22 protein-coding genes and 3 pseudogenes are annotated in these 19619 nt (G+C 42.2%); 23 read left to right on the top strand and 2 right to left on the bottom strand.

The genetic code is table 11. The features are described 5' to 3' along the window. Positions 1 to 78: 78 nt before the first annotated feature. From KOL94_RS13735 to KOL94_RS13710, 6 genes and pseudogenes are all read left to right on the top strand, one after another. Positions 79 to 630, top strand: coding sequence for a DUF6470 family protein (locus tag KOL94_RS13735; RefSeq protein ID WP_221566969.1), 552 nt, complete (start codon positions 79 to 81; stop codon positions 628 to 630). A 24-nt stretch (positions 631 to 654) separates the two neighbouring features. Beyond that, positions 655 to 1110 carry a flagellar assembly protein FliW gene (gene fliW, locus KOL94_RS13730; RefSeq protein ID WP_221566968.1) on the top strand — a complete coding sequence of 152 codons (456 nt, stop codon included), beginning with the start codon at positions 655 to 657 and terminating at the stop codon, positions 1108 to 1110. Next, a complete protein-coding gene (gene csrA / locus KOL94_RS13725; protein ID WP_221566967.1) occupies positions 1111 to 1341 on the top strand; it encodes a carbon storage regulator CsrA in 231 nt (76 codons plus the stop codon). 206 nt (positions 1342 to 1547) lie between these two features. Continuing rightward, a pseudogene (locus KOL94_RS13720) lies at positions 1548 to 1754 on the top strand (flagellin N-terminal helical domain-containing protein); the annotation flags it as partial. 276 nt (positions 1755 to 2030) lie between these two features. Further along, positions 2031 to 2603, top strand: a pseudogene (locus KOL94_RS13715) (flagellin N-terminal helical domain-containing protein); the annotation flags it as partial. Between the two features lie 323 nt (positions 2604 to 2926). Further along, positions 2927 to 3061: a flagellin gene (locus tag KOL94_RS13710; protein ID WP_311775142.1), complete on the top strand. Its 135-nt coding sequence runs from the start codon at positions 2927 to 2929 to the stop codon at positions 3059 to 3061. A 386-nt stretch (positions 3062 to 3447) separates the two neighbouring features. Here KOL94_RS13710 and KOL94_RS13705 read toward each other — a convergent pair whose 3' ends face one another. Next, positions 3448 to 4497 carry a hypothetical protein gene (locus KOL94_RS13705; protein WP_221566965.1) on the bottom strand — a complete coding sequence of 350 codons (1050 nt, stop codon included), beginning with the start codon at positions 4495 to 4497 and terminating at the stop codon, positions 3448 to 3450. Between the two features lie 119 nt (positions 4498 to 4616). On the opposite strand from KOL94_RS13705, the gene flaG reads away from it, so the two are divergent. From flaG to KOL94_RS13680, 5 genes are read left to right on the top strand one after another with little or no spacing between them, the layout of a single operon-like run. Next, positions 4617 to 4967, top strand: a complete 351-nt coding sequence (gene flaG / locus KOL94_RS13700) for a flagellar protein FlaG (protein WP_221566964.1) — start codon at positions 4617 to 4619, stop codon at positions 4965 to 4967. 18 nt (positions 4968 to 4985) lie between these two features. After that, positions 4986 to 6533, top strand: coding sequence for a flagellar hook-associated protein 2 (locus KOL94_RS13695; RefSeq protein WP_221567722.1), 1548 nt, complete (start codon positions 4986 to 4988; stop codon positions 6531 to 6533). Between the two features lie 35 nt (positions 6534 to 6568). Continuing rightward, positions 6569 to 6970 (top strand): flagellar export chaperone FliS, encoded by a 402-nt coding sequence (fliS, locus tag KOL94_RS13690; RefSeq protein WP_221567721.1) that lies wholly within the window; start codon positions 6569 to 6571, stop codon positions 6968 to 6970. Further along, positions 6970 to 7320, top strand: a complete 351-nt coding sequence (gene fliT / locus KOL94_RS13685; RefSeq protein WP_221566963.1) for a flagellar protein FliT — start codon at positions 6970 to 6972, stop codon at positions 7318 to 7320. Before fliS ends, fliT begins: the two co-directional genes overlap by 1 nt. A 6-nt stretch (positions 7321 to 7326) precedes the next feature. Continuing rightward, entirely contained in the window at positions 7327 to 7710 is a 384-nt protein-coding gene (locus KOL94_RS13680; RefSeq protein WP_221566962.1) for a DUF8042 domain-containing protein, read from the top strand. A 55-nt stretch (positions 7711 to 7765) separates the two neighbouring features. Here the strand turns inward: KOL94_RS13680 and KOL94_RS13675 are convergent, their stop codons facing one another. After that, positions 7766 to 8911 (bottom strand): amidohydrolase, encoded by a 1146-nt coding sequence (locus KOL94_RS13675; RefSeq protein ID WP_221566961.1) that lies wholly within the window; start codon positions 8909 to 8911, stop codon positions 7766 to 7768. Between the two features lie 200 nt (positions 8912 to 9111). Here KOL94_RS13675 and KOL94_RS13670 point away from each other — a divergent pair, with 200 nt between their 5' ends. The 12 genes and pseudogenes from KOL94_RS13670 (at position 9112) to hpf (ending at position 19505) form a co-directional block, all read left to right on the top strand. Continuing rightward, positions 9112 to 9573: an Lrp/AsnC family transcriptional regulator gene (locus KOL94_RS13670; RefSeq protein ID WP_221566960.1), complete on the top strand. Its 462-nt coding sequence runs from the start codon at positions 9112 to 9114 to the stop codon at positions 9571 to 9573. A 68-nt stretch (positions 9574 to 9641) separates the two neighbouring features. Next, positions 9642 to 10718: pseudogene (locus tag KOL94_RS13665) on the top strand (M42 family metallopeptidase). A 14-nt stretch (positions 10719 to 10732) separates the two neighbouring features. Further along, positions 10733 to 11581 (top strand): M55 family metallopeptidase, encoded by an 849-nt coding sequence (locus tag KOL94_RS13660; protein ID WP_221566959.1) that lies wholly within the window; start codon positions 10733 to 10735, stop codon positions 11579 to 11581. A gap of 26 nt (positions 11582 to 11607) precedes the next feature. After that, positions 11608 to 12534, top strand: a complete 927-nt coding sequence (locus KOL94_RS13655) for an ABC transporter permease (RefSeq protein ID WP_221566958.1) — start codon at positions 11608 to 11610, stop codon at positions 12532 to 12534. Between the two features lie 2 nt (positions 12535 to 12536). Next, positions 12537 to 13478: an ABC transporter permease gene (locus KOL94_RS13650; protein WP_221566957.1), complete on the top strand. Its 942-nt coding sequence runs from the start codon at positions 12537 to 12539 to the stop codon at positions 13476 to 13478. Between the two features lie 11 nt (positions 13479 to 13489). After that, positions 13490 to 14509, top strand: a complete 1020-nt coding sequence (locus tag KOL94_RS13645) for an ABC transporter ATP-binding protein (RefSeq protein ID WP_221566956.1) — start codon at positions 13490 to 13492, stop codon at positions 14507 to 14509. Next, positions 14506 to 15465 carry an ABC transporter ATP-binding protein gene (locus tag KOL94_RS13640; RefSeq protein ID WP_221566955.1) on the top strand — a complete coding sequence of 320 codons (960 nt, stop codon included), beginning with the start codon at positions 14506 to 14508 and terminating at the stop codon, positions 15463 to 15465. The genes KOL94_RS13645 and KOL94_RS13640 overlap by 4 nt, the downstream gene beginning before the upstream one ends. Before the next feature lie 16 nt (positions 15466 to 15481). Beyond that, complete coding sequence (locus tag KOL94_RS13635) at positions 15482 to 17086, top strand: peptide ABC transporter substrate-binding protein (RefSeq protein ID WP_221566954.1); 1605 nt, start codon at positions 15482 to 15484, stop codon at positions 17084 to 17086. Positions 17087 to 17174: 88 nt separating this feature from the next. Then, positions 17175 to 17543: a DUF3899 domain-containing protein gene (locus tag KOL94_RS13630; protein ID WP_221566953.1), complete on the top strand. Its 369-nt coding sequence runs from the start codon at positions 17175 to 17177 to the stop codon at positions 17541 to 17543. Positions 17544 to 17571: 28 nt separating this feature from the next. Beyond that, positions 17572 to 18174 carry a pyroglutamyl-peptidase I gene (gene pcp, locus KOL94_RS13625; RefSeq protein ID WP_221566952.1) on the top strand — a complete coding sequence of 201 codons (603 nt, stop codon included), beginning with the start codon at positions 17572 to 17574 and terminating at the stop codon, positions 18172 to 18174. Between the two features lie 178 nt (positions 18175 to 18352). Beyond that, positions 18353 to 18550, top strand: coding sequence for a cold-shock protein CspD (cspD, locus tag KOL94_RS13620; RefSeq protein WP_221566951.1), 198 nt, complete (start codon positions 18353 to 18355; stop codon positions 18548 to 18550). 379 nt (positions 18551 to 18929) lie between these two features. Further along, a complete protein-coding gene (gene hpf / locus KOL94_RS13615; protein ID WP_221566950.1) occupies positions 18930 to 19505 on the top strand; it encodes a ribosome hibernation-promoting factor, HPF/YfiA family in 576 nt (191 codons plus the stop codon). Positions 19506 to 19619: the final 114 nt, after the last annotated feature.

Raw genomic sequence — 19619 nt, 5'->3', positions numbered from 1 at the left:
TTTCTAAAACGTCTACTGATGTTTTGAATGAAAGCTATCTAGCAAGATAGCTTTTTTCGCTAAATGAGGTGATATGACATGCAAATCCCGCAAATCCGAATCCAATCGCAGCCTGCTTTAATCGGTTTGAAAACAACTAAAGGTGTACAACAGATCAGCCAGCCGAAAGCAGAGCAGTCCATCCAACAGCCCAAAGCGGATTTAAACACCAAGACAACAAAAGGAACACTGACCATTGATCAGACTCAAGCATGGAACGATATGGATTTAAAAAGTGTTTTTGTCCAGACGGAAGAAGCGGCGCAGTTGGGTCGGGAAGATTTACTTGCAGGGATTGCACGTCGGGCTCAGGAAGGCGATCAGTTGATGAGGATTGAAAATGGTGGAAATCCAATTGCTGAACATGCACGAGTGAACAGTGGCGGTGAAATGAAAGAGTGGAATATCGGGTGGATTCCTTCAGCAGGAAGTGTGAAGTTAGATTACCAACCTGCTAGAGTTGATATCGAGGTTCAAGTCAATAAACCGATCATTGAGACGACTCCTAAAAAACCGGAACATACCTATCAACCTGGTGATGTTGAAGTCTTTTTAAGACAGAGAAATTCACTATCAATTGATTTTGTCTAATATGAAAAGTGTGGTGGATAAATGATGAAAATTGGAACGAAATACTTTGGAGATGTGGAAATAGAAGAGAAAGAGATATTGGAATTTGTACAAGGCTTACCCGGTTTCATTGATGAAAATCAGTTTGTGGTTCTTTCTTTTGCGGATGAAGATACACCATTAAGTATCTTGCAATCCTTAAAGACGCCTAACTTAGCCTTCGTAATCACAAATCCATTTCTATTTTTCCAAGATTACGAGTTTAACATTCCGAATGCCGTTACAGACCAATTAGCTATAAAAGATGAAAAAGAAGTAGCCGTCTTTGTCATTTTAACTGTACAGGATCTATTCGAAAAAACAACAGCCAATTTGAAAGCACCGATTGTTGTGAACGTAGAAAACGGTTCAGGTAAACAGATTGTTTTGAATGATGATCAATATCAAACGAAGCATCGTTTGTTCAGACAACCTCTTACAGCTGTGAAGGGGGATAAATAAATGCTCGTGCTCACTCGGAAACCGAACCAATCAGTACAGATTGGAGAAGACATTGAGATAAAAGTGCTAGGAATCGATGGTGATCAAATCAAGATCGGAATCGATGCACCGAAAAATATAGATATACATAGAAAAGAAATCTATCTAGCAATTCAAGAGGAGAATAACAGTGCCGCAACTGTGGATTCAGATCTTATCAAGAAGCTGTCAGGGATCGTAAAGAATAAATAACAGTAAAAAGTACAGGTTGTTTTCTACCAAATCAAGGGTGAGGGCAGCCTTTTATTTTTTTTGCATTTTATATTAAAGATCTCTATGAATAAGACGATATAAAGAATGTAATGAAGCAACAATGAAGGCGGCCGACTTGATTGATGTTTCGAAAATAAGAGAACCACAAGGATGTGGTTCGACAAAATTCAAGGAGGAATTTAATAATGAGAATTAATCACAACATCGCAGCTCTTAACACGTATCGTCAGTTAAACAGTGCAAACGGTGCTCAACAAAGTTCAATGGAGAAGTTATCTTCTGGTCTACGTATTAACCGTGCTGGAGATGACGCAGCCGGACTAGCCATTTCTGAAAAAATGCGTGGACAAATCCGTGGATTAGATATGGCATCTAAAAATGCTCAAGACGGTAGACTAGAAATGCCGCACTAGGCAGTAATGTTTAGTTGAAAACTCCGTGAATTCGGTGGAACCCCAAACCAGCAAAAGTGGATGGTGGGCAATACCGAGCCAAGACTAATGAATCGGTTAGAAGTAGTTAGGAAGGTGTGACGGTCAGGTAGTGAGGAACCGTACCGATAACCTACCCACGAGCGCGGGGCACCCATAGAGTGGGTGAAGATATGACCTGAACTTTATGGAAACATAAAGAAGCAGAGGATAAAAAACCACTGCGATAACAAATTGATTTCTCTAATCCAAACAGCTGAAGGTGCACTTAATGAGACACACAGCATCCTTCAACGTATGCGTGAACTAGCAGTACAATCATCAAACGATACAAACACTGATGCAGATCGTGCAGAACTTCAAAAAGAAGCGGATCAATTAGCTGAAGAGATCACTCGTATTTCAAATAATACTGAGTTTAACACGCAAAACTTATTAGGTGGACAATTTGATGGTACTTTCCATATCGGTGCTAATGAAGGACAAAGTTTAAATGTCCAAATCAATGCGATGGATGCAAATTCTTTAGGAGTTGACGATGGTAACGGGTCTGCCCGTGTAGATAACGGCGATGGCACTTTCACTGATGCAACTGCAACAGCTGGAATCGATATCTCAACGCAAACTTCTGCTGATGGAGCAATAACTGCTATCAATACTGCTATCGAAACTGTTTCTGCTGAACGTTCTAAACTTGGTGCATACCAAAATCGTTTAGATCACACGATCAATAACCTTGGAACATCTTCTGAAAACTTAACTGCTGCGGAATCTCGTATCCGTGACGTAGATTATGCTTTAGCTGCTTAAGCAGTGACAAGCACAGTCGTCCTAGCTGGTAACGGCTAGTGATCATAATCGGGTGAATTGCTGGAAACCCCTTAGAGCTTTTCTTGCCACAACGTAGTTGGAAACGACGAGCGTGATGGTTTGAAAAAAGAAAAGATTGGGCAATCAGCATCCAAGCTCCTGTCTTGAAAAAGTGGAGAAGGATCAACGACTAGGATAAACCATCTAAGGCAATTGCTATGATGATGAAATCCGTAGGTGAAACATTTAGGTTCAACAATGAGGATCCGAAGTGCCCGACCCCTACTAGATTGCTAGAGGGTGAAGATATAGTCTAGTCATTTATGAAAGTAAATGTTCGCACGATGGCGAAAGAAATGATGGCACAAACTAAGAATTCTATTCTTTCTCAAGCAGCACAAGCAATGTTGGCTCAATCAAATCAGCTTCCGAACGAAGTTTTACAACTTCTAAGGTAACTGAATGAAGGGCGTCTTATCTGGTAACGGATGAGAGTATAACTGGGTGAATTGCTGGAACTTCCTTAAACTCTCTCAACCACAACGTAGCTGGAAACCGCAGGCGTGAAGGTTTAAAAATGAGAGAGATTGGATAATCAGCAGCCAAGCTCCTGTCTTGAAAGAGTGGAGAAGGTTCAACGACTAGAGAACACGGTCTAAAGCAAAAAAGCTATGACTATGAATCTCGTAGGGCAGGATTAACTGTTCGAAGTGCCCAGCCCCTGAGAACAGGGTGAAGATATAGTCTATTCTATGATCGAAAGACATAGCGGCGAAGCAAGCCAACCAACAACCACAAGGAGTTCTTCAACTTCTTCGTTAATCATTTTCCATTAATGGTCGTCTCAATCGAGGCGGCCATTTTCACGTAACTCGGAAACTTTATATACAATAGACCAATAACTTCTGTTTAAACATTTGGCTATATCTTTATCCTGCATTCCTGATTGCTTCAATGCAATAATTTTATTAATTTCTTCATAACTGTAATTCCTTTGGTTATCAGAAGAGCTTGTTTGAATAGTTATATTTCTTCCGTATTTTTTGTAAATACGATTAGAAATAGATTCAATTTTCTTCTCGATATTTGTTTTATAATTCATTGAAGGTATACATTTTGAATAAGGTTCTATTATTTGTAAAAATTTACGGACATCCTTTACTTTATTAATCTTTAATATGGATCCATATCCATCAGGATGCCTTGATACAACAAAATCTGTTTTAAACAGGTTATTAATATGGCTTGTTAATTTATGATTCTCATATTTCCGAAAGTTTAATGTGTAAATAGTTACGCTTGGAGTACAATAAACGATTTTTTTGTTTTTATTCAATCGAGTTGTTATTGAAAGACTCCCATCATCTAGGTAAAGCGCAGATAAAAACATGGGGTGCTTACATTTCCTAAGGAAGTTATCAGTGAGTACTTTTGAACTATCATTATAGAGGTCATTTCTTAAACTAGTGAAGTAGGGGTGACTGCCTGAGCGTAGATAATTCCCGTTTATTCTAAAACCCAGGTTTTCTAGTTGTGATAATTTCCATTCTCTATATTCTCTTTGGGATTTACCGAAATGTTCCTGATAAGCATAATTAATACTCCGTTCAGCCCCTCTACTAATGTATCCATCTCCTAGTAAACTGCCATAAAGTAATTGCTCTTGTATAAAAGTTGGAGAAAAACTAGGGATGTTCTCTTCATACCACTTTCTTCTATTTTGAACTAATTGATATTTAAGTTGGTTCAAGTAATCTTCATTCTTGTAAATATGATTTTTCTTAGCAATGGCCCTTACTTTAAATTCAGAGAGGTTTAAATACTTAGCCACCTTTTCTGTACTTTCAAAAGGAAAATGCTTCTTAATATACGCAATCATTTCACTCTCATCCATAATAAAAACCTCCTTCGCAACAAGAACGTACGTTCCTGTTAATTATACCATTTTTCCCTTAAGATTATGATATTCTTACCGATAAAAAAGATAGAGATAAGTTAATAGGGGGAGCGGTTATGGGTGTAGGGAATGTCGATTCATCTCCTTCGGTTTTTCCGAGGCAAGATGCTAGGTTAGAAACTAAAAATAATGAAAATCGATCTGAACAAAAAGAGCCTCACAAAGAACAGGATGTTGTTTTATCTAAACAAGATCTACAAGAAAAAGTGGAGAGCATGAACGACTTCTTAGTACCTACACATACGTCATTAAAATTCGAACTCCATGAAAAGTTAGATCGATATTACGTGCAGGTGATCGATGACAAGACTAAAGAAGTCATTAGAGAGATACCGAACAAAAAGTTTTTGGATATGTATGCGGCGATGGCGGAACTTGTGGGGATTATCGTAGACGAAAAAATTTAGAGGTGAAATGGAATGGACATGCGTATTGGTGGCCTTGCCAGTGGAATGGACATTGATCAGCTCGTCAAGGATCTGATGAAGGCAGAACGGATTCCGCTTGATAAAATGAATCAGGACAAGCAGCTGCTTGAGTGGAAACGTGACGACTATCGTGAAATGAACAAACTGTTGAAGGATCTTGATCAGTTTATTTTCGATGGTGTTTTCCGTCAATCGACTTATTTGACGAAATCGACAGTAAGTTCGAATGAATCAGCAGTAACAGCGACGGCTGGAAGTGATGCTTCAGCGACGAGTACGAATATTGATGTTCTGAGTTTAGCAAAAGCAGCAGTTTATAGTTCAGAAACAAAGGTTTTAGATAACAATGGTAATGTTGTTTCAGGGGATACCAACATACAGGATGTTACTTTCGGCACTACAAGTGGAGACAAAAGTTTTACAACTCCCTTCAGTCTTAAATTAAGTGTCATCAAACCTGGAGAATCACAAGCTAGTGATATCTCATTGGACATCGATCCTTCGACTGATTCAATCAACGATATCATGGCGAAAATCAATGCTCATACTTCTCTGGGGGTTTCTGCTTTTTACGATGAAGCTACCAATAAAGTCGTTTTGACAATGAAGAATACCGGGAAAGATGCTTCAATTTCAATCGGTGATGACACCACAAGAGACTTTTTCCAAGCACTTGGGTTCAGTAATGCTACCACTGGAGCTGAACTTACAGGAAAAACAGCTGGTGAGGACGCTTCATTCAAAATCAATGGTTTCCAGACGTCTCGTTCGTCCAATACTTTTTCCATCAACGATGTCACCTACAACTTGAAACAGGTTGGGTCGGCGAACATCTCTGTCACGCAGGATACGGATTCCATTTTCGACTCCATCGTGAAATTTGTTGATAAGTACAATGAAACGATTGAGAAAATCAATGGAGAGATTGGTGAACAGCGGTATCGTGACTTCCAGCCTTTGACGAAAGAACAGCGTGAGGATATGGAAGATCGTGAAGTCGAACTATGGGAAGAGAAGGCGAAGAGCGGGATGCTCCGGGGCGACACGATTTTATCAGGCGGATTGAACTCCATGCGTTCAGGGCTTTACTCTCAAGTTACTGGAGCGAATGTGTCGTCTGACTATAATCAGCTCGCGCAAATCGGGATTACGACTTCGAGCAATTACCGGGATGGTGGGAAACTGATTATCGACCCGGATAAGCTCAAAAAAGCGATCAAGGACGATCCGAATGCAGTATACGAATTGTTCATGAGTAAAGGAACGACGACAAGTGAACAAGGAATTGCACGCAGGCTTCGTGAATCCATTGCAGACACTATGGATAAGATTGAATCAAAAGCTGGGAACGCTTTAAAAACAAACCAGCAGTTCACAATGGGCCGTAACTTGAACGATCTCGACTCGCGGATTGACAATTTTGAACGGAAATTGGTCGGTATCGAGGATCGTTACTGGCGTCAGTTTACGGCGATGGAAAAAGCGATTAGCCGGATGAACCAGCAGTCTATGTTTTTGATGAATCAATTTGGCGGCGGCATGTAGGCCGTGAAAACTTCTAAGGAGTTGTTTGATTGACCATGTCTTTGAACAATGCATACCAAACGTACCAACAGAACTCAGTCGGAACGGCGTCTCCAGGTGAATTGACGTTAATGCTTTATAACGGGTGCTTGAAATTTTTAAAACAGGCAAAGGTAGCAATTGAAGCCGGTAAAGTAGAAGAGAAAAACACAAACCTTTTAAAAGCGCAAAAGATCATCCAGGAGCTGATGGTGACGTTGAACACGGATGTTCCTGTCGGGAAGCAGATGATGCAGCTTTATGATTATATGAATCGCCGTTTGATCGATGCGAACGTTAAAAGTGACGTGGCGATCATTGAAGAAGTCGAAGGTTTGACAGTGGAGTTTCGGGATACCTGGAAACAAGTCATCCAGCAAAATCGAAAAGCGAGTTATGGGGCAGGGGGCCAAGCGTAATGAGTGCGGTGCAGGAGTTGTTGGAACACACCGAAAAGCTTTATGATCATGTGAAAAAGGGGCTACCTGAAGAAAAGCCGGATCATTATTTCGAAGAGCTGAACGAGTATATCGATTATCGGCAAAAATTGATTGAACGGCTGACGGGGGACTACTCTTCTAAGGAAAAAGAGCTGGGAAAACAGCTTGTGGAAATCAACAAGCTGATCCAGCCTTATCTGGACAATCAGATGCAGGAAATCAAAGGGCAGCTCATGAAAATCAGGATGAAACGGACGAACAATACGAAATATGCAAATCCTTATCAAGGAAACAGCGCAGACGGGATGTTCTTTGATAAGAGGAAGTAGGTCGGAATGTTAGCAATTGATCAGAAACATTATGAAATCATCAGGCAGTATGTGGATTTACTTGCAATTGTTGAAGAGGGTTTTGAACATATTCAGGCAAAATATAAGCTAGGTCATTTTGAAGCTGGTGATCGTGTGCTTGGAGATGTATTTCTCGCCTTTTCTCAATTCGAAATGGCGAACCAGACGTTAGTCGAAGCCTTTGGGAAAGACGTGATTTTACAAGAAGTTCAGCTGTTCGGCTCAATCATTGAAATCGTCGAGGAGCTCGAAGTGAACTTTCATAATGAGGAGTGCAAAAAGGCTATCGTGTTATCGAAGTTGATCCCTGCCTTTTCATCATGGAGCATCCTCATGCAAGCGAAGTTTCAACCCTATTTACTGCACTAATACCATTTATACATAAACATTAGGAGTCTGGAGGAATATCCAGACTCCTTTTCTATTACTCTTTGTTATACACAATTTCCCCATTGATGATCGTGGTTTCCACACTGTTTCTTAGATCAAATGGATCTCCACTCCAGATAACTAAATCTGCGTCTTTTCCTTCCTCCAACGAACCGACTCGATCTTCTATACCCAGATGCTGTGCTGCTGTAAGCGTAATCGACCTCCATGCTTCAGTTTCATTTAGTCCGAATTTTATTGCGTTCGCCACACTGGAAAGGAGGTATTCGATTCCGACAACGGGGTGATCGGTCGTAATCGAAACGGAGACACCGGCTTCAGCTAGTACTTTCGGAGTGTGCCACCCTTTTTCGGAAAGTTCGATTTTAGACCGCGTTGACATGGTCGGCCCAGCTGATACATGAAATCCGTGCGAAGCGACATATTCTGCAATATGGTGGCCTTCTGTACAATGTTCGATCGTAATCTCAATATCGAATTCTTTGGCAAGCCTGAGCAAGGTGACGATATCATCTGCACGATGGGCATGAGCGCGTAACGGGATTTCTTTTTGAAGTACTTTACATAGATTTTCGAGTCCTAGATCAAAGTCGGGTTTTTTTCCGTTCTCTTTTTTCTCTAAGTATTGCTGGGCTTTGCGCATTTCTTTGCGAAATAAGGCGGCGATGCCCATCCTAGTGATGGGTGCCTTTCCTTTGGTGCCATGCAAGCGTTTGGGATTTTCACCGAATGCAGCTTTCATACCAGAAGGATTACGGATCACCATTTCATCGACAATTGTACCCGCGGTTTTCAGGGTGACCATTTCTCCACCTATGACGTTGGCGCTGCCTGGTAGAACCTGGACAGTGGTGACACCTGCTTTTCTTGCATCTTCAAACCCTTTTTCTCTCGGGTTGATTCCATCGATCGCCCGTACCTCTGGAGTGATCGGATCACTCGTCTCATTGAAATCATGTCCGATGTTTCCAATCCCTTCTTCATGGACGCCTAAGTGTGTATGTACATCTATAAGCCCGGGACTTATTACCTTATCATTCGCATCCATGATTTTTACATCGTCGTTTTCATATGTGAAATGACCGATCTTTTCAATTTTCTTTCCTTTTATCAAGATTTTCCCGTCATTGATGACTTCGCCTGTCCCAATAATGATGGTTGCGTTTTCAATAAGTAACATCTTTCTACACCTTCCATTCTTTTTTGATAAATATTTGAAAAAACACTTGCGAAAAGAAAACTGAAAATTTATACTGTTTAAAAATTACTTTTTTTAATAGTAATCTATAAAAATTGTATTGTAAACAGTAAATAATATTGAACTTTAGTCCTATTTAAGCAATTGATCTATGAATATTGTACTGAAAGGAGTAATAGTTAATGGGTTCGATACCTGAAAAAGAGTTGATTGATGATCTGGATAAAAAGATCATTAAATTTCTCTCAAAAAACGGACGTATGTCATTCGCCGAGATTGCAAACAACCTTGATGTGACAGAAAAGACAGTCCGTACACGGTATAACAATATGATTGACAACGATATCATCGAGGTTGTCGGAGTCGTCAATCCAATCTCGCTAGGAATCAAAATGGCTGCGATCGTACAAATAAAGGTGGTACCGCAAAATATCGACCAAGTTATCAAAGAACTTCAAGATATCCGGGTGATGCGCTATATCACAACTACTTCAGGAGATTATCAGTTACTCGCTCAAATGAATGTGCGGGACTATGAGGAATTGACAGAGACGATCAAGAAAGTCCATCGGATTCCTAGCATTACATCGACGAATGTCCTGATCCAGATGGATGTCCATAAAAACACATTCGAGTACATTTAGGAGCCCAAAGGTGGCTTCTTTTACCAACAATATTCAGAAGAATCTGAATATGACAGAAGGGGTGAATCATGTTAGAAACGTTGAGAAAGTTAACGGAGCTTTCAGGTCCTTGTGGTTATGAACAGCCTTTGACAGCATTCATTAAGGAAAAAGTTGCTGAATTTTGCAATCAAGTCCATGTAGACCCAATAGGGAATGTCACTGCGCGGCTAAAAGGCAGAAATCCTGGACCGAGGGTGTTGGTGACCGCCCATATGGATGAAGTAGGTTTTATCGTAAAAAAGATTGAGTCGAATGGGCTGATTCGTTTCGAGAAGCTTGGCGGACATGATGACCGGATCCTATTGGCTCAAAAAGTCACAGTGAGGACAAAAAGTGGTCCATGTCTAGGAGTGATCGGGACGATTTCTGCCCATTAGATTTCTGCCCATTATAAGAAGTTTGATAATCCTGATAGAGTAAGAGACTTCCGCCAGCTTTACATAGATGTCGGGGCAAGATCACCACAGGAAGTTTCTAGGCTTGGAATTGAAGTAGGAGACCCAATCACTTGGGCATCTACCCTCGAACACCTTGGTTCTGAAAAGACTGGGAAAGTCGTAGGAAAGGGATTCGATGACAGGGCAGGATGTGTGGTTTTGCTTCAACTTCTAGAAGCCTTGCAAACTCGTGATTTTGCTGGTGAATTGATTGCACTCTTTACAGTCCAAGAGGAAGTTGGTTTGAGAGGAGCAAAGGTGGCGTTATCCGAATTGGATTTCGATTTCGCGATTGCACTTGATACGACTGCAGTAAGTGATACGCCTGAAGATGTGATGGATGATAGTCTCAAGCTTGGTGAAGGAGCCGGCATAAAGATTATGGATGCCAGTTTGATCGCCCATCCAGCAGTCAAAGACAAGCTTGTCGAATTGGCAAAAGAGCACTCGATCCCTCATCAGCTTGAGATTTTCACTGGAATTGGAACAGATGCTGGGGCGGTCACCTTAGCTAATAAGGGTGTTCCGACTGGCGTGTTGTCTATTCCGTCAAGAAATGCACATTCTCCTGTGGAAGTGATCGATTTGAATGACCTTGAAGCAGTCAAACGTATTCTATTTGAATTTATCCAGGATTGTTCTGAGGAAACAACATTCCATTTTTAAAAGGGGAGAAAGCTATGAAAATTTTCATTTCAGCCGATATTGAAGGGATTTCTGGCGTCGCTACGAACGTGCAGCTTAAGAAAAACGATGAGTATCAGCGATTCAGAAAACTGATGACACAGGAAGTCAACGCTGCGATTGAAGGTGCCTTCAAAGGCGGGGCGACAGAAGTCGTGGTTGCTGACGGGCATGGCAATATGTCCAACATCTTTATTGAGGATCTGGATGAAAGGGCTCGTCTTGTATCCGGTAACAATCGGGTGATGTGTCAGCTGCAAGGGTTGGACGAGACGTTCGATGGAATCATGTTCATCGGTCATCACGGTCGAGAAGCGGGTTCTGAAAGGACGACGATCAGCCACACACTCGCAGGTATTTGTGTTGGGGAGATGAAGATTAACGGAAAAGTCGTCGGAGAAACGGAGATGAATGCAGGGGTTGCAGGTGATTTCGATGTACCGACGATCTTCATTTCCGGTGACGATGCTTATGTCGCAGAAGTTAGGGAGACATTACCGGAAGTCGAAGCAGCCGTTGTCAAATACGGAATCGATCGCTTCGCGGCAGAGTTGATTCCACCGAAACGGGCACGCAAGATCATTGAAGAAAAAGCGGAAGCTGCTGTAAGACGAATCAACGAATTCCAACCTTATAAAGTTGAAGGACCAATCACATTTGACATTGAATTCAAAGGTTCCCAACAGGCTTTGATGACGACAACGATTCCGTCAGTAGAACTTACCGGACCAAAATCGATCCGCTTCACATGTGATGACTTCGTTACCGCCTATAAACATATGTGGGGTGTTGTCATCATTGGGATGGCTGCAACGAATGGAGTCCTCGGTCACGCAAATGCTTAACTTTTCACCAGGGAGGGAGTAGGGACTTGTATATTATCAAACGGATTTTCACCATGCTCGTCACCATCTGGGTTATCACGACGATCACATTCATTATTATGCATTCGATCCCAGGTGATCCTTTCGCTTCTGATGCAGATGTACTACCTGCAGATGTTTTAGAGAACATGAGGGCTAAGTTCAATCTGGACGAGCCCTTGCCTGTACAGTATCTCTTATATTTGAAAAATTTAGCGATGTTTGATCTGGGGCCGTCTATCCAATCCGAAACAAGAGATGTCAATACATTGATTGCTGATGGTTTTCCTGCTTCTGCTTTACTAGGGATCCAATCGCTTGTGATTGCACTTATTTTTGGATTGATCTTAGGGATCATCGCAGCGTTGAATCACAACGGAATCATTGATTATTTGACGATGACATTTGCGATTATCGGCATCTCGATTCCTAGTTTCATCCTTGCTCCTCTCTTAATCAAATATTTCGCTGTCGATTGGGGTTTGTTACCGGTAGCTTCATGGGGGACTTGGTTCCATACGATTTTGCCTTCGCTTGCACTAGCTACCGCCCCTTTAGCGATCATTGCAAGATTCATGCGTTCCAGCATGCTTGAGGTCATGAATCAGAACTATATCAAAACTGCTGACGCCAAAGGGTTGAGTACCATTGGTATCGTCATCAAGCACGGTGTCCGTAATGCTTTGATTCCGGTCATTTCATTTATCGGACCGCTTGCCGCTTTTTTATTGACGGGTACCTTTGTCATCGAAAAGATCTTTGCGATTCCTGGAATCGGCAAATATTTTGTAGATAGTATATTCAATCGCGATTTTCCGGTAATTCTAGGGACTACGATTTTTTTCAGTACGATCCTGATTATTACTTTATTTCTAGTTGATATCTCTTACCGTATTGTCGACCCGAGAATCAAGTTAACGAGCAAGGGGGATTGAACATGATAGAACAGAGAAATGAAGATGTTTTCCGCCCCATTGATCGGAGCAGGTTCAAACCTGATGAAATCGTCCGTCCTAGTATAAGCCAGTGGAAGGATACCGTCCTTAAGATTCTGAAAAACAAGCTTGCTGTCTTAGGTTTGGTTTTACTCGTTTTTATCTCCTTCTTTGCAATATTCGGACCGCAAATGACTCCTTACAATTACTCGGATCAGAGCTTGACGGGAAGAAACCTTGCCCCTGGAGGCGATCACTGGTTCGGGACGGATTCACTCGGAAGGGATATGTGGACAAGGACATGGTATGGAGCACGGATCTCGTTGACGATCGGAGTCGCGGCTGCGCTTATCGATTTGATCTTAGGCCTTCTTGTCGGTGGAATATCCGGTTACATGGCTGGCAGAGGGAAATTCGGTGATCGTGTTGACAGCACCTTGATGAGGATCGTTGAAATTTTATATGGGATTCCATATCTCCTTGTGGTCATATTGCTGCTCGTTGTCATGAAACCAGGATTATGGACGATCATCATAGCGCTCTCAATCACAGGCTGGGTAGGAATGGCCAGGATCGTGAGGGGGCAGATTCTCCAGTTGAAGGAACAGGAATATGTAGCAGCGGCTCAAAAGCTTGGTACTCCGCATCGAAAAATCATCTGGCGTCATCTCTTTCCGAATATGATCGGGATCATCATCGTTAATTTGACGTTTACGATTCCACAGGCGATATTCGCTGAATCTTTTCTCAGCTTCATCGGTTTAGGTGTACAGGCTCCGATTGCAAGCTGGGGGACCATGGCAAATGATGCACTCGGTGTTATTTTGACAGGACAATGGTGGAGGTTGTTCTTCCCCGGTTTCTTGATCTCACTTACGATGTTTGCATTCAATGTATTTGGTGACGGATTACAAGATGCCCTTGATCCGCAATCACGGGACTAAGGAGGGATACGATGGAACGTTTACTAGAGGTCCAGGATTTACAGGTCTCTTTTAAAACTTACGGAGGTGAAGTGAAGGCCGTCCGTGGTGTTGATTTTCATATCAATCAAGGGGAAGTGCTTGCGGTTGTCGGGGAGAGTGGCTGCGGGAAAAGCGTTACGGCACAGTCGGTCATGGGACTTTTACCCAAAAACGTGAGCCGGATCCGAAATGGCAGCATCAAGTTTGAAAGTAATGAAATTCTAGGTTTGTCGAAAAAACAAATGCAAAAGATCAAAGGGACTAAAATTGGATTGATCTCACAGGATCCAATGACCTCACTTAATCCAACAATGAAAATCGGCAACCAAATCGCGGAAACGATCAAGAAACATACGGATTTAGAAAAAAACCAGGTGAAGGACCGTGTCATTGAATTGCTGGGTCTTGTCGGTATACCCAACCCTGAAAAGCGATACAGCCAATATCCTCACGAGTTGAGCGGTGGGATGAGGCAGCGGGTATTGATTGCGATGGCGATTTCTTGTGATCCTCAGTTGATCATTGCTGATGAACCGACTACGGCATTGGATGTAACCATTCAGGCTCAAATATTGGATCTATTGAAAGATCTGCAAAAACGTCTTCAAACATCCATCTTGATCATCACTCACGATCTTGGCGTGGTAGCAGAGGTTGCGCAGCGGGTGGCAGTCATGTATGCGGGGATGGTTGTCGAGAGCGGGACTGTGGAAGAAATTTTTGAAAATCCGAAACATCCTTATACATGGGGACTTCTAAATTCCATTCCAAAATACGATCAAGGACAAAAAGAACGACTTATTCCAATAGAAGGAACTCCGCCAGATCTGTTCGCTCCCCCGAAGGGTTGTCCTTTTGCTGCTCGGTGTGCCTACGCGATGGAAATTTGTGTCCAGGAAATGCCAGAGCCGACAAAAGCTTCTGAATCCCATTATGCGAGATGTTGGCTGAATGACCCGAGGGCTCCGTCAGTGGAAGAGTTGGTATCAGCTGGGAGGAATGATCAATGACAGGAGAACAACTTTTAGAAGTGAGAAACGTCAAGAAACACTTTAATGTGGGAAGGAATCAATCCTTGAAAGCTGTCGATGATATTTCTTTTTCAATCAACAAAGGTGAAACACTGGGTCTTGTTGGTGAGAGTGGCAGTGGTAAATCGACACTTGGAAGGACTGTCGTCGGTCTTCATAAAGCGACTGACGGGAGCATCATTTTCAAAGGGAAAGACACAAGCCGGTTGAAAGGGAAAGAAGCGAGGAAATTCAACAGGGATATGCAAATGATCTTTCAAGATCCCCATGCCTCATTGAATCCGAGAATGCGGATCATTGATATTATCGCTGAAGGCATTGATGCACACGGACTTTTAAAAGGAAAGCAGCGAAAAGAGCGAGTGTTTGAACTTCTTGAAAAAGTGGGGTTGAGTCAGGATCATGCGAAACGTTATCCTCACGAATTCAGTGGTGGCCAACGCCAGAGAATCGGGATTGCAAGAGCACTTGCTGTTGAACCGGATTTCATCGTTGCAGATGAGCCGATATCTGCTTTGGACGTTTCAATACAGGCACAAATCGTCAATTTGATGGAGGATTTGAAAGAAGAGGAAGGACTCACGTATCTATTTATCGCTCATGACCTGGGTATGGTGAAACATATCAGTGACAGGATCGGTGTGATGTATCTCGGTAATATGATGGAGCTTGCTGATAGTGATGCACTATTCGATGAACCGCTTCATCCGTATACTCAAGCACTGTTGTCGGCGATTCCGTTACCAAGTCCGACTGCCGAACGGAGAGAACGGATCGTCTTAGAAGGGGATCCGCCAAGTCCGATCACCCCTCCGTCAGGATGCAGGTTCCGTACACGGTGTTCGCATGCAATGGATATTTGTGGCGAAATAACGCCTGAATGGAAGGAAGAAAAAGAAAATCACTGGGTTGCTTGCCATTTATATAATACTTAAAATTGGGAGGATAATCATGAAAAAAAGCGTATTGTTTAGTTTATTGATGGTTTTGGTTGTTGTACCATTCCTTACAGCGTGTAACGGAAACAGCGGTTCGGGAGGAGAAATTGAACAAGAGATAACAGTGAACGCAAAGAGTGAACCGCCTTCATTGGATCCGGCTTTGGCCACAGATACTACTTCAGGATGGGTACTTGATCATTTGTTTGAAGGGCTTTATACGAAAAGTAAGGAAGGGGAACCAGTTGCTGCACTTGCAGAGGATGTAAAAGTTTCAGAAGATAAAAAGGTGTATACGTTCACGATCCGGGACGCCAAGTGGTCGAACGGGGATCCTGTCACTGCGGGAGATTTTGAGTATGCCTGGAAACGGGTTCTTAATCCTGATACAGGAAGCTCATTCGCTTTCTACCTTTATTACTTGAAAGGGGCAGAAGCCTATAACAAAGGGGAAGGTTCTGCTGAAGATGTCGGAGTGACTGCCGTTGATGAAAAGACGTTGAAGGTCGAACTGAAATCTCCAACGGGATTCTTTGAAAAATTATTGACCTTCTGGCCATATTATCCGGTCAATCAAAAGGTCGTGGAAGAGAATGAAAACTGGGCATCCGCTGCTGATGGATATGTCAGCAATGGGGCTTACACATTGAAAAGCTGGAAACATGACAGTGAACTTGTGGCGGAAAAGAACGATGAATATTGGAATAAAAAGTCGATTTCCATGGAAAAAATCACATGGGCAATGGTTAACGATGCAACCACCTATTATCAAATGTACAAATCGGGTGAACTTGACCTGATCGATACCTTGCCGACGGATGTCATTGCGCAAGAAAAAGATAGTGAAGACTTTAAAATCAAGCCTTACTTCGGAACATACATGTATATGTTCAATGTAGAAAAAGAACCATTTACCAATCCGAAAGTAAGGAGAGCATTCGCGTTGGCAATCGATCGTCAGGCGATCACAGAGAACATATCCCAAGCTGGCGAACAACCTGCCTATGCATTCGTACCGTACGGGGTTGAAGGTCCGAATGGTGATTTCCGTAAACAAAAAGAAAAATATTTTGAAGAAAATGTTGAAAAAGCAAAACAGTTGCTTGAAGAGGCAAAACAAGAGGAAGGATGGGACGAGCTTCCTCAGGTTGAAATGGTGTATAACACGTCCGAGAACCATAAGAAAATCGCTGAAGGTATTCAAGAGATGTTGAAACAGAACCTAGGTGTCGAAGTGTCTCTTAATAACCAGGAGTGGAAAACATACCTCGATACGACGAAGCAAGGGAACTTCCAAATGGCACGGATGGGCTGGATCGGTATCTATGTGGATCCTACCCCGATTCTTGATTACTATCTAGGTGATAGTCCCAATAACCGGACAAATTGGGTAAATGAGAAATATGATGAATTGATTGAAAAATCGAAAGGGATCCAGGATGAGGCTGAACGGATGGAAGTCCTTCATCAGGCAGAAAGTGTGTTAATGGAAGATCTCCCGTTCATGCCTGTATACTTCTACTCTCAAAACTTCTTGACTTCAGAGAAATATGAAGGTGTCGTATATCCTGTAAACCGTATGCCTGATCTGCGCTGGGCCGAAAAAGTATCGAATTAATGATAGAAGGTAGAGACTGAATTCATGGTGGGAAGGTGCATAATGTATCTTCCCATTCAGTCACTTATAAAGGAAAGGAAGAGGCAAGATGATCAGCTATATACTTTCCATTATTACATCTATAACAGCTCTGACCGTCGGGACGTTCTTCCTGGGGGCAGACAAGTTGATGATTGTCGATTTTGCTTTTTTCTGGGGGCTTATATGTATGACTGTCGGAGCTTGTTTTTATGTATTACAGACAGGATTTCTCGATTTGTTTTTTGAAGGATTTAAGAAGTTGAGTGCCGTGGCTGTGCCGAAATCACGTTCTTTCATTGAAACTGATAAACAATTGAAAAAAGATCCTTCACTTATGGCTTGGAAGCAGTCTGTATTTTTGAAAGGGAAAAGCTTATTTTTAGGGATCGGTTCAGGGATGATGCTTTTTTCATTCACATCACTGCTTTTTATTTAAGAAATTGTGAGGGAGGAGGTCATATATAATGAAGAAATTGTTACTTACCGGTTTTGAGCCTTTTTTGGATCATGGTATCAATCCGACTGAATTGATTGTGAAGAATCTTGCTGGGAAGACGATTAGAGGCTATGAGGTCGTGGGACGCGTCCTTCCTGTTGAATTTGATCGCTCCGCAGAAGTGTTGTTGGGTTATGTAAGGGAGCACGAGCCTGATGCGGTCGTTTGTCTCGGGCTGGCAGCAGGGAGAGACAAGATCACGCCGGAACGTGTCGCGATCAATATTAATGACGGGGTCCGCGATAACAATGGACGTATCCCGGTCGATGAACTGATTGTCGAGGACGGGCCAGCTGCCTATTTTTCAACCTTACCGATTCGGAAAATGGTCAATGCTTTGCGGGAAAACGGGCTCCCAGCCGAAATCTCCAATACAGCAGGTACTTATCTGTGCAACAATGTCATGTACTCATTACTGCATCACTATGAGAAGAGAAGTGAAACCATTCCGGCTGGTTTTATCCATGTGCCCGCATCCTTCGAGCTTTCAGTTGAAAATGGAAGGTTGCCAGGTTGGCCAGTCGAGACGATTCAGAGGGCTCTGGAAATTGCGATCGGGGAAATAGAATGATTATTTAGAAAACTTATGAACCCTAGGGGCAGTAAAGGAGTACTAAAGATAGTCGTCTGATAACTGGTCTATTTTTACTAAACATTTTCGGAATCTTGACTCTAAAGGTTGTCACGTTGTATACTCTAGGTGTGGAAATTCCACATGATTTTTTGAATACGAAAGGAATGTGAATTACATGCAAGGAAAAGTTAAATGGTTCAACGCAGAGAAGGGCTTCGGATTCATCGAAGTTGAAGGTCAAGACGACGTATTTGTACACTACTCTGCAATCAATTCTGACGGCTTCAAGACTCTTGAAGAAGGTCAGGACGTTGAGTTTGAAGTAGTTGAAGGTAACCGTGGACCTCAAGCTTCAAACGTAACAAAGCTTTAATTCACATTCCTTTTTTAGGGTTTGAATTAAAAGCAATTCCCCGTTTCTCACTGCGAGGAGCGGGTTTTATTTTTGCTTTATTCAGATCAGGTATGATTGTACTACATAAAAAAAGCACCTTGTTAACATTTTCTTTACATTGATTCAAAAGACCTCTACATCTCCTCGGTATTGATGTCGAAATATGTGGGTAACATGTCAGATCAATGGCATGTTAACCGCGCGTTTCCCTTAATATTCCGCTATTCAGTCCTATTTCTAACAAAAAGACAGAATTTTAAAAAAATTGTCATAATATTTGAGTTTCTTTTCGTGTTTATGAAGGAATTGTTAAGGGGTATAACGAAATATATATAAACACCGAAAGGAGGAGTCTCTCATGAACTTTAATATTCGTGGAGATAATATTGAGGTAACACCAGCATTGAGGAACTACTCGGAAAAGAAAGTTAGTAAGCTCGAGCGTTATTTTGATGGAACTCCAAACTCAGATGTTTACATCAACCTGAAGGTGTTCAATAACGAGCAGCTAGTGGAAGTGACGATTCCAATGCCAGGTTTGCTATTACGGGCTGAAGAATCGCATGATGACATGTATGCTGCCATTGATTTAGTAGTTGAAAAATTGGAAAGACAGATCCGTAAGCATAAAACAAAAGTTAACCGTAAATTCCGTCAAGGCGGTGCGATCAAATTCGCTTTCGCCAATGGAAATGGAAATGCAGCTCCTGCAACAACCACACTTCTTGAGGAAGAAGAGGATGAGGATGAATTCCCGGTTGTCCGTAACAAACGTTTCGATCTGAAACCGATGGATACCCAGGAAGCAATCCTTCAAATGGATATGCTAGGCCACAATTTCTTCGTATTCTCACACGCAGAAAGCGGAGAAACCAACGTAGTCTACAAACGTAAAGATGGCAAATACGGGCTGATCGCCCCAGATATCGAATAATTAAATACCAAAATCGGAATGCTAAGACGTGGTCTGCGGACCACGTCTTTTTTAAGTGGAAATTTTTTCGGTGCCTGGCACGACAATTTCGCCTTACAGCCGCAAGGGGTGCGG

This window comes from Alkalihalobacillus sp. TS-13 (genome assembly GCF_019720915.1).
GTDB lineage: Bacteria > Bacillota > Bacilli > Bacillales > Fictibacillaceae > Pseudalkalibacillus.
The sequence above is the reverse complement of the archived record's forward strand: the minus strand, read 5'-3'. Positions and strand labels throughout refer to the sequence as shown.